General features: G+C 45.9%; 13 protein-coding genes. All 13 read right to left on the bottom strand.

Annotated features, from left to right (window positions below; all coding sequences use genetic code 11):
- Window positions 1–118: 118 nt before the first annotated feature.
- The 13 genes from KAI37_RS09935 to KAI37_RS09875 all read right to left on the bottom strand — a co-directional run bounded on the left by KAI37_RS09935 (window position 119) and on the right by KAI37_RS09875 (window position 13,807).
- Window positions 119–610: a YajQ family cyclic di-GMP-binding protein gene (locus KAI37_RS09935; RefSeq protein ID WP_025722076.1), complete on the bottom strand. Its 492-nt coding sequence runs from the start codon at window positions 608–610 to the stop codon at window positions 119–121.
- Between the two features lie 144 nt (window positions 611–754).
- Complete coding sequence (locus KAI37_RS09930) at window positions 755–919, bottom strand: hypothetical protein (RefSeq protein ID WP_023988236.1); 165 nt, start codon at window positions 917–919, stop codon at window positions 755–757.
- 84 nt (window positions 920–1,003) lie between these two features.
- Entirely contained in the window at window positions 1,004–2,080 is a 1,077-nt protein-coding gene (locus KAI37_RS09925; RefSeq protein ID WP_220031148.1) for a RodZ domain-containing protein, read from the bottom strand.
- A gap of 30 nt (window positions 2,081–2,110) precedes the next feature.
- On the bottom strand, window positions 2,111–2,884 hold the full coding sequence (locus KAI37_RS09920) for a DUF3388 domain-containing protein (protein ID WP_013370747.1): 774 nt from the start codon (window positions 2,882–2,884) through the stop codon (window positions 2,111–2,113).
- A gap of 227 nt (window positions 2,885–3,111) precedes the next feature.
- Window positions 3,112–3,366, bottom strand: coding sequence for a DUF3243 domain-containing protein (locus KAI37_RS09915; protein WP_013309950.1), 255 nt, complete (start codon window positions 3,364–3,366; stop codon window positions 3,112–3,114).
- A gap of 102 nt (window positions 3,367–3,468) precedes the next feature.
- Window positions 3,469–4,236, bottom strand: a complete 768-nt coding sequence (gene ymfI / locus KAI37_RS09910) for an elongation factor P 5-aminopentanone reductase (protein ID WP_220031147.1) — start codon at window positions 4,234–4,236, stop codon at window positions 3,469–3,471.
- Between the two features lie 20 nt (window positions 4,237–4,256).
- A complete protein-coding gene (gene yfmH, locus KAI37_RS09905) occupies window positions 4,257–5,537 on the bottom strand; it encodes an EF-P 5-aminopentanol modification-associated protein YfmH (protein ID WP_220031146.1) in 1,281 nt (426 codons plus the stop codon).
- Window positions 5,538–5,539: 2 nt separating this feature from the next.
- The gene (gene yfmF / locus KAI37_RS09900; RefSeq protein WP_025720884.1) at window positions 5,540–6,820 is read right to left on the bottom strand and encodes an EF-P 5-aminopentanol modification-associated protein YfmF; all 1,281 of its coding nucleotides are present in this window, start codon (window positions 6,818–6,820) and stop codon (window positions 5,540–5,542) included.
- Window positions 6,821–6,980: 160 nt separating this feature from the next.
- Window positions 6,981–7,832 (bottom strand): spore cortex-lytic enzyme, encoded by an 852-nt coding sequence (sleB, locus tag KAI37_RS09895; protein ID WP_076292668.1) that lies wholly within the window; start codon window positions 7,830–7,832, stop codon window positions 6,981–6,983.
- A 226-nt stretch (window positions 7,833–8,058) separates the two neighbouring features.
- Window positions 8,059–10,737, bottom strand: a complete 2,679-nt coding sequence (locus tag KAI37_RS09890; RefSeq protein WP_220031145.1) for an FtsK/SpoIIIE family DNA translocase — start codon at window positions 10,735–10,737, stop codon at window positions 8,059–8,061.
- A 103-nt stretch (window positions 10,738–10,840) separates the two neighbouring features.
- The gene (locus tag KAI37_RS09885) at window positions 10,841–11,053 is read right to left on the bottom strand and encodes a YlzJ-like family protein (RefSeq protein WP_220031144.1); all 213 of its coding nucleotides are present in this window, start codon (window positions 11,051–11,053) and stop codon (window positions 10,841–10,843) included.
- Window positions 11,050–11,898 carry a ClpP family protease gene (locus KAI37_RS09880; protein WP_071640538.1) on the bottom strand — a complete coding sequence of 283 codons (849 nt, stop codon included), beginning with the start codon at window positions 11,896–11,898 and terminating at the stop codon, window positions 11,050–11,052. The genes KAI37_RS09885 and KAI37_RS09880 overlap by 4 nt, the downstream gene beginning before the upstream one ends.
- Window positions 11,899–12,127: 229 nt before the next feature.
- Window positions 12,128–13,807 carry a ribonuclease J gene (locus KAI37_RS09875; protein WP_013309942.1) on the bottom strand — a complete coding sequence of 560 codons (1,680 nt, stop codon included), beginning with the start codon at window positions 13,805–13,807 and terminating at the stop codon, window positions 12,128–12,130.

Genomic DNA, 13,807 nt, shown 5'->3' with positions numbered 1-13,807 from the left:
ACACCTGAATTGTCTGCATTTTCGTTACAAGTATAATATGGCGCAAAACGCATGTCAAAATAACCTGCCGCACATCAAGCAACGTTTTTTCCTACAAAATGTATGAGGGAAAACGGCTTTATTTCATGTTTGTAAATTGAAGCTCCAATGGCAAATCAGCTTTACGCAGCAATTGAATGATCGCCTGTAAATCATCCCTGTTTTTTCCGGTCACTCGGATTTGATCACCTTGAATCTGACTTTTAACTTTTAACTTGGAGTCCCGAATAAGAATGTTAATTTTCTTGGCATTCTCCTGATCAATTCCCTGCTTAAGCGAAAGACGCTGACGCACTGAACCTAAAGAGGCGGGTTCCAATTTGCCATACTCCACATTTTTAAGGGACAGACCTCGTTTGGCCATTTTAGATTGCAAAATATCAATCACCGCATTTAGCTTGTATTCGTCTTCCGATGCAATCGTAAGAGCTTCTTTCTCAAGCTTGAGGCTACTTTTGCTATCCTTGAAATCAAATCGTGTTTCAATTTCACGCTCCGTCTGATGAACCGCATTTGTTAACTCCTGCATATCCATTTTGGAGACGATATCAAATGAATTTTCTGAAGCCATCGTTTCACTTTCCTTTCCACAACAAAGTTCAATATCTAATTATAGGCTAGTCATTTACAAAAATCCAATAATCCGTTGACTAAAAAGGCGTTCTTGCCAGTTTTCCTGACAAAAACGCCTTTATTTCAATTACGGTCAAAATATCTAATTATGGCTTCGTGTTGGGGTTCGGAACATATCCAAAAGTCCAAGCACAATGTGAGCAAGACCAAAGCCCAGTATGCCATAGCCCCATGCATTCGGTGTCAGATAATAGCCCAGTAAACTGACAATTATACCGAGCCCAGTCACAATCCAGCTAACGGTCATAACGTATACACCTCACTTTGCGGAAAATGAAATGACTGCCTTTCCAGGAATTACAGTCATTAGTATTTCCTCGCACCAAGGCGTTTATTCACCATCAGTAGTTGTAGAATCTGTACTACTTTGTGCTGAATCCGTACTGCTACCTGTCGTAGAATCTGCAGGTGAACCCGTCACCCCTGCACTCGTTCCGGTCGAAGAAGCTTCTCCTTGCTGGATCAGTACACGAGTAGTCGATTTATTATCTGTTATCGGTTGACCTGCTACGGAAATATCTGTGGCAGAAGACCGTCCTGATTTGATATATAAACCTTCTGGACCAATATCGAAAGACATGGCATCTCCACTTTTAGTCATACCATAACTCAGCTTTTCTCCACGGGAATTTTCTCCCTTGTACACTTCAAGCCAGCTTTCGCCCGTCGCTTTAATATCAACCTTGACTGCGGCTCCCGTTGAACTGGAAACTTTGAAAATCGTCGTCTTGCCTTGCTTGCCGTCCTGTGCCACTGTTACACCTTGTTGTGGCGTAGTCGTACCCGGCTGCTGTCCAGTATCTGGAGTAGTAGCATCCGTACTCCCCGTACCACCTGGCTGAGTTTGGCCGGTTTGCCCCGCATCAGGAGTCTGCCCACCAGCACCATTTGGAGCCGTCGTTTGACCATTGTTCGGCTGTGTTGTAGTGGTGTCAGGAGTAGACGTGCTTGGTGTGGTGCTTGGTGTGGTGCTTGGTGTTGTAATCGGCGTTGTGTTTTCTGCTGTTTTTGGAGTTGAATGGTTGTTGCTCACCCAATAAGCATAAATAACCCCAACAATGAGAACTAGAAAAAGCCACATTAACGCTGTAGGCAACCATTTAAGATTACCAATCGTGGCGGGACGGCTGGAGCGTTTCTGTGTAACAGGCTCCATGATTGCTTCCGGCTCAGGTTCAGGCACATTGCTTTGATGCCCTTCCAGAATCTCATCGGGGTTTAACCCGACCGTTTCAGCGTATGTTTTAATAAAAGCTCTGACATAAAAGCTTCCCGGCAGCACTTTGTAATCGCCCGTCTCAATGGCTTCCAGATAACGTTTGCGTATCTTCGTCATTTCCTGAACATCGTCAAGGCTCAATCCTTTTTGCAGCCGGGCCTCCTTTAATTGCTGACCCAGTTCTGACATGTCATCATCTCCTTGTGTAATTACGCTTATTTAAAGATCTTCTGTATAACTGGCTGTAAAGGTATCATAAATAATTTCCTCAGCCGGATTATTGCGAAGTTCAATAATGATATTGAAATCGTCAAAGCTGTATCCTGATTCACGTACAAATACATCAGGATGCTCAATCACTTTAGTACTTGGCATACTCATGATTTCCTGAAGCAAATGATAATGTCTTTCATTTGACCGAATTGTACTCACAATACCATCAATAATAAACACATTGTTTGGATTCATTTCTTCTTCAGAGAGCTGACTGCGCACCGTCTGTCGTAGTAACGTTGAAGACACAAAAGTCCAACGCTTCATTGCGCATACACTACTGGCAATAATGGATTCCGTTTTGCCCACACGTGGCATCCCGCGAAGACCGATCACCTGATTGCCGTCCCTCTTTAATACTTCACCCAAAAAATCGACCAGCAACCCAAGCTCATCGCGTGTAAAGCGAAATGTTTTACGATCATCCGAATCCCGATCGATGTAACGGCCGTGTCTTACTGCCAATATATCAACCAGTCTCGGAGCACGTAAGGCTGTGACTGTAATGTTGCTCGCTTTTTTTAACGTGTCTCCGAGAATGCGTATCTTCTCGTCATCGTCCGTTTCAAGCAACATCCCCCGTCTTTCGCCTTCAACACCGTTGATCGTCAGTATATTAACCCCCAGAATACCAAGCATGGAAGCAATGTCTCCCAGCAGTCCGGGTCGATTTTTATGTATCTTGTACTCCATGTACCACTGTTTCGTTTCTTCCGTCACGTTAGCACCTCATTCACATTCAAACCGTCAACAACTCCAAATCAAAGCATTATTGTATCATAAAATAACATCTTTCGACAAAACCAATTATTGAAATTTGATAGGCTGCATTGTGTTGTAAGCCTCAATCACGTTTATGATATATAAATTACAATGGAATTACAAGAACAGCTCTGTAACCATTACAGAAAAGCCCCCAAAAGGGAGCTTTTCATGTTGGTTCCTACTTATGCGTTGCTCTTGGCCAATTTAACCATTAGCCGGGCGATGGTGTGACGCTCGTCCTCATCGGCAACTCCCCACAGTTCTTTCAGTGCGCGGTTAGAGTGGTTGGCTGGATCGACCTTCTCATCCAGAAAATCACCGATTTCATAAGCAAGCTCTGAAATGGTATCTTGGCTGATTCCCAACTTCTCCGCTTGCTCTACACGCTGACCAAGGAACTTTTTCCAAACATCAAAATTCTGAACAACTGTTGACATACTTAAATCCTCCTTAGATGATTCAGATTTAAAATCAACAGTTGTAATATGCTCTTCTCAGACGCTTACTATACTGGTGGATTCCTCCAAGCGCTATTTCCCTTAAGTCACCCATCCTCCGTTAGGACTTATGACCTGGCCATTAATATAACCTGACTCAGGAAGCGCAAGAAAATAAACCAGGGACGATATTTCATCAGGTCGAGCCAATCGTCCGGCAGGAATTTCTTCTTCCAAACTGGTAATTTCGCCTTCATCCAAATGATCCAGCATCGACGTATCCACTGCACCTGGAGCTACAGCATTCACTGTCACCCCGGAAGGTGCTACCTCTTGAGCCAGCGCTTTAGTGAAAGCGTTAATGCCTCCCTTGGTGGTGGAATACAACACCTCGCACGAAGCGCCACATATCCCCCACACGGATGAAACATTCACAATGCGGCCATAGCGTTGGGATATCATATGCGGCATAAAAACCTGCGTGCACAGAAAGGTTCCCTTAACATTGACAGCCATCACTTCGTCCCATTTCTCTTCCGAAACATCTGTCAACAGCCCATAATGAGATAATCCGGCGTTGTTCACAAGAATATCCGGCTTCATCCCGTGATTATCCAGCTTTTCCCGCATGCGTTCGATCTGCTCCTTGCTCCGCAGATCCGCTGACACGGTCATTACCTTACCTGAATAAGCCATGCAACGACGGGCAACTTCATTTGCTTTTTCATGGGACTTCATGTAGTGAATGACCACATTCATCCCTACAGCTGCAAAACGCTCAGCAATAGCCGCACCAATTCCGCCACTCGCTCCTGTAATCAGCACGGTTGTATCGCCAATCGCTTTTAATTCTCCGCCCTCGGTGGTCATCGTTTCCCTCTCCCTGGACATTACGGACTCACCACTAGTGATATTGCGAGTTGATCCCACTGGATATGGTCTTTCAGACGGCGATTTACATCCTCAAGCGTGATACTTTCATAAATCGGAAGCAGTTGGAAAAAATCGCTGCCCCGGAAGCGATGTCTTGTAAATTCATGCGCAATATTTTCTGGTGAATTGAGTGTACGCAGATAACCACCGATTTTCTTTTTGCGTGCCCGTTCAAAATGTTCTGCTGCAAAGCCCTGCTTCTGGATGGACTCCACCTCTTCACGTATTCTCGCCAACAGCCGATCCGGGTCTTTGGTATCCCCACCGATTGCAGAGAATGCATATTGCTGCGTACTATTGTACTCATGACCAAAACTGTCCGAAATCAGATCCTCATCGTAGAGCTTTTGATACAGTTGGGTACTGGAACCAAACAGGAGATCTAACATCAGCTTGGTTTCCAGATCATGACGGAGCAATTCTTCACCCGTTAGACCTACTTCAGCCTCCTTGAATCCAAACAGTAGCTTTGGCAGAGAAACGGCCAGCTTTACCTCACGACGTGATTCTGCAACTGTAGTGGGTTCATCGTCGAAAATCCGCTCGATCTCTCCCTGCGGCTTATAGTCCTTTTTAGCCTGATTGTTACGTACCAGCTCTATTACTTCAGCTGGATCCACTCCGCCCACTACAAAAAGAATCATATTGCTTGGGTGGTAGAAAGCTTCATAGCAACTGTACAGCGTTTCCTTTGTAATCGTACTGATGGATTGAACAGTACCTGCGATATCAATATGCACCGGATGGACCTTGTACAGCACCTCGATCAGACCAAAGTAACTTCGCCAATCGGGATTATCTTCATACATATTGATTTCCTGGCCGATAATGCCTTTTTCCTTTTCTACATTTTCATCTGTAAAGTAAGGATGCTGCACAAAATTGACCAGCGTGGTCAAATTTTCTTGAATACGCTCGGTTGCCGAAAACAGATATACTGTTTGATCAAAGCTCGTAAATGCGTTCGCTGATGCCCCATTAGAAGAAAAGGTAGCAAAAATATCGCCTTCAGGCTCTTCAAACATTTTATGCTCCAAAAAATGGGCTATGCCATCCGGCACCTTTACGGGCTGTTGACCTTCTACGCGGAAATGATTATCAACCGAGCCGTATTTAGTCGCAAATGTGGCGTAAGTCTTCTGAAAACCCGGTTTGGGCAACACATAAACGTGTAAACCGTTATCCATTACTTCATAGTACAGCGTTTCCTGCAAATGCTCATAAGGTATATGCTCCACCGCTATTCCCCCTTCTGGTCTCTCAAGAAATAAATAGTGTCCAGTCGGAACGTCCGGGCGGCATCCTGAACATCCTGCACCTTGACTGCCTCCACCTGACTCAGCAGCTCATCTACCGTCCGCTCTTTACCGGAAAGCTGTCTGTTAAAATCATAGGCGATCATTTCAAAAGCGGAATCCTGCATCTCCTTCAGCAAGTTGCGAATCATCGCCTGCGTTTGGGTCATTTCCAGCTCGGTAATCGCTCCATTTTGCGTATCTTCCAGTTGCTTGCGGATAATAGTAACCGCTTTTTCATAATTAGGAATTTCGATACCAGATTGAATCGTACCAATCCCTTTATGCCCGTCATACCGCGATGAAGCGTAATACGCCAAACTTTCCTTTTCTCTTACATTAACGAACAGCTTTGAATGCGGATACCCGCCCAAAATGCCATTGTACATCAGAGCGGAAGCATAGCGATCATCTCCATACGTAATAGGGGTGCGCAACCCCATGTTGAGCTTGCCCTGGTTCACATCAAGACGCTCTACAACGGTTTGAACCTCACGCTCTACCGATTTGGGCTGTTCAGGAACATACCCTGTTTCCGCTGAACGGTTCAATTGAAAATAGCGATCAACAAATTTCTCAACTTCTTCCAGCGTCGTATCTCCCACAACGTATAAATCCATGCTGGCATTATTCAGCCATTCTCCATAAGCCTGATACAAACTCTGTGCATCTATGCTGTCCAGATCGGATCGTTGACCAAGAGGGTGCAGACGATAAGGCTCATCTTTGCACATTTCCTCCATACAGCGCTCACCAGCATAACGTATTTTATCGTTAACTATAGATTCCAGCTTTTTACGCACATTTTCTCGTTCCTGCTGGACGTATCCCGTTTGAAATGCACCATTTTCCAATGCAGGCTTCGTCAGCACTTCTCCGAGAAAAGCAAACGAACGATCCAGCAAACTATCCGGACTGTTTACAAAGCTGTCATTAATCGTATCCATGCGAAATTGCACGATCTGATAATCTCCACGTTTGTATACATCGAATCCGAAACCCGCGCCATACAATTGTTCTAACTGTTCTCTGAATTGTGTAGTCTGCGGATACGATTCTGTACCCCGTCGCAGAACGAAAGGTACCAGCCCCACTCGGGTTACGGTTTCCTCACGTAGCGGAGTACCTACATACAACGATATGGCAAACGTCTTAAAGCGCTTGGTCGGCAGTACATGAATCCTCAGTTGTCTGCGTGTGCCACGCTCGAAACCTGTTTTGTTCAAGTCCAAAACTCCTTTGTGACGTCAATTTGCGTCTAGCCTTTGATTAGCATTAGCTGCTGTAAATCATCCTCCTGTAAAGAGGTAAAGTGTACCAATCTTTATTCTAACCATGCAAAAGCCAAGAAGCAACCGGAGACAAGCTCCCGGCTGCTTCGGCGTTTTACATGCAGAAAATATGCTCCCCGATGGTTTTCACCTGCGGACGGGACCAAATCCATTTGGAGGTAGCTGTTTTTGGGTTAAAATAATAAAGACATCCTCCGCTTGGGTCCCAGCCGTTCAGGGCTTGGCGTACCGCCTTTTGTGCAGTCTCATTCGGTGTGAGCCAGATTTGGCCGTCTGCTACAGCTGTGAAAGCTCCTGGCTGAAAGATCACTCCAGATGGTGAGTTGGGAAAGCTGGGTGACTTAACCCTGTTCAAAATAACAGCCGCGACGGCAACTTGTCCTTCAAATGGCTCGCCGCGGGATTCACCGTAGACCGCGTTGGCCATAATTTTAAGATCATTTTCAGATAGTCCCATGGTGTTGGCCGATCCCATCGTTTCATCGTTTTGATCCGCTTTATCGTTATTGTCCGCTGTCTGTCCCTGAGCAGAACCTTGATTGTTACGATGCATAGGAGTTTCCGTTGGCTTCCAGTTAGGAGTAGCGTTCACCAGCTTTAATTTCGTCTTTGCTCCGACCACTCCATCGGGACGGATGCCAAATTCCTTTTGAAAACCCTTGACAGCTTTTAGTGTACTGCTGCCAAAATGGCTGTCCACTTTCCCGCCAAAAAAGCCCAGCAACTTCAAACGTGATTGCAACTCATATACATCCTGACCGTAAGTTCCAAAATCAACTGCTCCCGAGCTGAATGTCGGCTGGGAAGGTTGCGCCGCTTGTACTTTCTGCTGTGTGCTCAGCGGCTCTGCTTGCTGCTGTGCAGAGTCATTTTTAAAAAGTCCTGTGTACGTAATAGCCGAGGCTGCGAGGATACCCGTGCAAATCCAGACCATTGTCTTTTTCATATGCTGCGCTCTACCTTTCTTTTGTGGGATTAACAGGATGGCTACGTTTATTATGACAAGCTCCGCTTAAAGCTATTCACCCTTTTAATCTTCTTTCAGCAGGTAGTCGCCACACCTCAAAAAAACATCACAAAAAAACGCTGTTTGTTCACTTGGAGTTGTCATATTAGAACAACCACCATGCGAACAAACAGCGTTTTAATGTAGTGCTGGATAGAGATAATGCTTAGGAACTAACTTTATTTTGCTGATATTGCTCCATTGAGATAAGGACCTCACGGGGCTTGCTGCCCTCGTAAGGGCCGATGACTCCGCGAGCTTCCATGGAGTCAATCAGTCGAGCAGCACGTGTATAACCGATCCGCATACGGCGCTGAAGCAGCGAAACGGAAGCTTGTTTAGCCTCTAAAATGATGTTGACAGCCTGATCGTACAGCTCATCCAGCATTTCATCTGCATCACCCGATACCTCTTCCACCTCCGGCACTAGCGTTTCATCATACTGCGCTTCACCCTGTTCACGTACATAGTTAACAATATTTTCGACTTCTTGATCGCTCATGAACGCTCCCTGAACGCGGACTGGTTTAGAAGCACCCATCGGCATGAAAAGCATATCACCACGTCCGAGTAGCTTCTCGGCTCCGCCCATGTCCAATATGGTACGGGAGTCTACCTGCGAGGAAACGCCGAAGGCAATACGTGAAGGAATATTGGCTTTAATCACCCCGGTAATTACGTCAACCGAAGGTCTTTGTGTTGCAATGATAAGGTGGATGCCTGCTGCACGTGCCATTTGGGCAAGTCGCGCAATCGCATCCTCCACATCTCCAGCAGCTACCATCATTAGATCTGCCAACTCGTCCACAATAACGACGATGTAAGGCAGAAATGCATCCGGGTTATCTTTCATCAGATTATTATAGCCCTCAATATTACGGGTTCCTGATTTGGAAAATAACTCATATCTTTTTTCCATTTCAACTACAATTTTCTTCAATGCAAGTGAGGCACGCTTTGGATCAGTCACGACCGGAGCCAACAAATGCGGGATTCCGTTGTACACGTTCAACTCCACCATTTTAGGATCGACCATCAAAAATTTGACCTCATCCGGCTTTGCTTTGTACAAAATACTCGTGATGATCCCATTGATACACACTGATTTACCCGAACCTGTTGCCCCAGCCACAAGCAGATGGGGCATCTTGGCCAAATTACCAACAATCGTCTGTCCTGCAATATCGCGTCCGAATGCAATGGATAAATTGGAAGTTGACTCCTGGAAAACGGTTGTCTCCATTACCTCACGCATCGTGACAATAGAAACTTCATTATTCGGAACCTCAATTCCGATAGCAGATTTGCCAGGAATCGGAGCCTCCATACGGATATCCTTGGCAGCAAGCGCAAGCGCAATGTCATCCGTCAGACTCACAATGCGGCTGACCTTCACTCCAATGTCCGGCTGAATTTCATAACGCGTTACGGCAGGGCCACGGACAACCTCCAGCACCTTCGCACGCACACCAAAGCTTTCCAGCGTTGCTTCCAGCTTGCGTGCTGTTTGCATGTAATCCTTTTGTCCCATACCTTTGCCTGTGTTTTGTGGTTTAGCAAGCAAACGAAACGATGGGAGCTTGTACGGTTTAGGAGGCGGCGGAGCCGGAATAGCTGTATGGGTACCTTCAGCCTCTTCGCCTGCAACCCCAGTTGCAATCGTCTGAGCTTGTCCCTGAGCACCTTCTAATGTCCCCTGGATCGTTGTCGAATCATCCATACCCGTATTGGTATTGGCATCCACAAAGTCATCATCCAGGGATTCATCAATAATGGAAGTTGTCTGCTCTACCCCTGTCAGGGACTCTCCAAATTCAGCTTCCGGTCTTCTTTCCTCATGCTTTACTTGTTCGAAGAAATCCCTAATAATGGGCGACCTCTTTACCGGAATTGCAGCTTCCTGCTCAGCGTGTTCGACTACGTCAGACAGCTCTTCACTCTGGTTTCCGTTTCTCCACTGGGCCTGCGCGTCCTCAGCTTCATATGGAAGATCATGATCATCCTTATCCGTATTGACGGAATGCTCCCCCTTGTCCGCTTTATCTGAATTTTTGAGACCAAACAACTGAAAGAAAATCGGTTGTTTGCGTGCAGGAGGCTGCATTTCGTCAAAGTCATCATCCATGTCTTCCTCATAGGCAGGAATCGGCTCAGACTTGATTTTTCTATTTCCACTACCTTTGCTAGATGCCGAAAGCGGAGTAGCTTTACCAGTCCATTTTTTGCGCACGCTTCCCCCGACTGTCAGGAGCTTGGTCTTTACAATCCGTACCAAATCCACATAGGACAGTTGGGTCATCAGCATGAAACAAATGACGAACATAACAATCATGATCAGTTTAGCTCCTGTGAGACCAAACAGCCACAACAGAACAGTAAGCTGCAATGCGCCTACATACCCCCCGCTGATATCCTTGTTCAGCATTGAGGTATGGCCCTGCTGGTCAGGCGACAGCAACTGCTCACGCATATCTATATGTATTTGGGTCATCACTCCGCCCGGCTGAAGCGCGTTGATCGGCCCCAAACGCTGCTCCATAGATGAAATAGAACTCATAAGTGTAAAGGCAAATACCAACAGGAGCAAACCCGTTTTACGCGAGTTCCACTGGTTCGGCCACTTGCGGTGAATCATCACCATCAGACCATAATAAATGCCAATGAGAGGGATAACAAAATAGAATTTCCCCAGTACGAGCCCAAACATCTTGGATAGCGACCGACCAACTGCCGCTTCACCCGACAACGCAATGACCGCTAATGTAATCAGCACAATGCCGTAAATTTCAAATTTTAGAACTCCGCCAAATGCGGCTTTCTTTTTTCTTTTTCTTCTTCTGGACATACAAGGTCACCCCCCAGAAGAATATTATACCACGTCACCCGGTATCCGCACATATGTTCTTTTTCAGCAGTAAATGACCTATTTCTATACTATTCGACACCTTCTACGACCACTCGATGACTTGACCTGGTCCATAACGCGGATTCAGGTAGGTTTCCAGCGGACAGTCCAACAACCGTACAATGATCCCCCGACGACTTTCAAGCGGCTGTACCTGCATAAGTAGACCGTCTACCCGAACCTCTGCAAGCTCCTCAGCCTCTTTCCACATCCCTTGCCATACCATTTCCATTGGCATCACAGTATATAGTGTCATTGAGGTAGCTCCCCGCTATGCTCCCCTGACAGTGTCTCTGTAGGAGCTCCTGTGGCACTGGGAGAAAAAGGAGCATACGGAGCCTGCTGTTGAATCCCAGCGATCCCGTTTTGCTGACGCCGCGTTTCAATAATGGCGTTCAGCTGTTTTAAAGCCTCTCCGATACCTCCAACCGCGTCCATCAATCCATACTTCACTGCATCGGCTCCCCCAACCGCTGTACCAATATCGCGGTTTAACTCACCGGTTTTAAACATCAGTTCCTTAAACTGCTCTTCTGTAATACGAGAATGAGAAACGACGAAGCGTACAACACGTTCCTGCATTTTTTCCATGTATTCAAAAGTTTGTGGTACTCCAATGACCAGACCGTTCATACGAATGGGATGGATAGTCATCGTCGCACTCTCCGCAATGTAGGAATAAGTGGAAGACACAGCAATCGGCACACCGATGCTATGCCCCCCACCTATGACAATAGTCACCGTTGGTTTACTCATCGATGCGATCATTTCAGCAATAGCCAGTCCTGCCTCTACATCACCACCAACTGTATTCAGCAAAATCATTAATCCTTCAATACGAGGATTTTGTTCTGCCGCTACCAACTGGGGAATAATGTGCTCATATTTTGTCGTTTTGTTTTGAGGCGGTAAAATGAGATGGCCTTCAATCTGACCGATAATCGTCATGCAAAAAATATTGGACTCGCCTCCAGGCATGGAGGTTTGACCCAGTTGCTGCAAAGCCTCCATAGCAGGTAAAGCGGGTCTTTGCCCAATTTCTGGTTGATCTGGCGCTTCCGTTTCCTCGTTGCCAGATGTTAGATTGCTGTATTGTTCCATATGGGTGATCTTCCTTTCGCTTTACGCATCTATATGACCCGTATTCACCCTATAGTATGGGATGAAAATGGAATATTTTATACCCTCCTCCATGCTTTTCCTTGTCCCGCAAAATCAAAAAAGCCTCTCCTCCCGCGGAAACCGTCCAATATTTCCTGCGGGAAGAGAGGCGACTGTGTGCCTGTGACTTAAGTTTTTAATTCAGGTTTTTGAACAAATTTCAATTGAATCACACTTCCATTATAATTGGCAGGATCATCGGTCTGCGACGAGTTTGCTCATACAAGAAGCGACCTAGTGCATCCTTGACATTTGTCTTGAGGGAAGCCCATTCATTTACATTTTCACTCATGAGCTTATGCAGTGTACTTGAGACAATACGATTCGCTTCATCCAGCAAACCTTCCGATTCACGAACATATACGAAACCGCGGGAAATGATATCTGGTCCGGATTTAATCGTTCCGTCTTGCTTGCTCAGCGTAACAACAACCACCAAAATACCGTCCTGTGACAGCAATTTGCGGTCGCGCAATACGATATTTCCTACATCTCCTACGCCTAGTCCATCGATCAGTACGTTACCTGCTGTAACTTTACCAGCTCTGCGTGCTCCACCATTTTGAATTTCAATGACTTCACCGATATCCGTGATGAAGATATTTTCAGGCTCAATACCTACGCCTTCAGCAAGAAGAGCGTGACGACGTTGCATTCTGAACTCACCATGAATTGGCAAGAAGAACTTTGGTTTCATCAGATTCAGCATCAGCTTGAGTTCTTCCTGGCTCCCGTGTCCAGAAACGTGGATGCCTGGATTAGCTGCGCTGTAATATACATTGGCACCCAGACGGAACAGTTCATCAATTGTGCGTCCAACGTATTTTTCATTACCCGGTACCGGAGTAGCTGCGATGATGACTGAATCACCTGGAAGAATGTCAACCTTTCGATGTGTGGAACGAGCCATTCTTGTCAAAGCGGACATCGGTTCACCCTGACTGCCTGTGCAGAGAATAACTACACGATCCGCTGACATTTTGCCAACTTCTTCAGGCTCAATCAGCATTCCATCTGGGATTTCCAAATAGCCCAAGTCCGAAGCAATACCTACGACATTAACCATGCTTCGACCAATTACTGTTACTTTACGTCCCGTTGCTTCAGCAGCATTAATTACCTGCTGAATACGATGTACGTTAGAAGCAAAAGTGGCTACGACCACACGCTGTCTAGACTTGCGGAAAATGTCTTCCAGGACAATACCAACGCTCTTTTCCGAAGGTGTAAATCCCGGTTTCTCGGCATTTGTACTGTCTGACAAAAGAGCCAGTACGCCACGTGTGCCAATTTCAGCCATACGCTGCAAATCTGCATATTGTCCGTTCACCGGAGTATGGTCAAATTTGAAGTCACCTGTATGAACAACAGCGCCTTCAGGAGTATCAATACATACACCTACAGAATCCGGAATACTATGGTTGGTTCTGAAGAAAGTTGCTTTTAATGTGGAACCCAGCTTGATTTCGGAATCAGCATTGATCAAAATACGTTTGGTTTCACCAAGCAGATTCGCTTCCTTCAGCTTATTTTCCACCAATCCCAGCGTCAATTTGGTACCATATACTGGTACATTCAAATGTTTCAACACGTAAGGCAAACCGCCGATATGGTCCTCGTGACCATGAGTCAGCACAATGCCTCTTACTTTGTCGCGGTTCTCTGTAAGGTAGGAAATATCAGGAATAACGATATCAATGCCCAGCATGTCCTCTTCCGGGAATTTCAGACCGGAATCCACCACGACAATGTCATTGCCGTATTGAACGACATACATATTTTTCCCGATTTCACCGACGCCGCCCAAAGCGAAAATCATCAATTTATCGTTGTTTGTTTTTTTAGACAA

The sequence above is a fragment of the Paenibacillus sp. S25 genome, assembly GCF_019454085.1.
GTDB classification, from domain to species: Bacteria; Bacillota; Bacilli; order Paenibacillales; family Paenibacillaceae; genus Paenibacillus; species Paenibacillus polymyxa_B.
The sequence above is the reverse complement of the archived record's forward strand: the minus strand, read 5'-3'. Positions and strand labels throughout refer to the sequence as shown.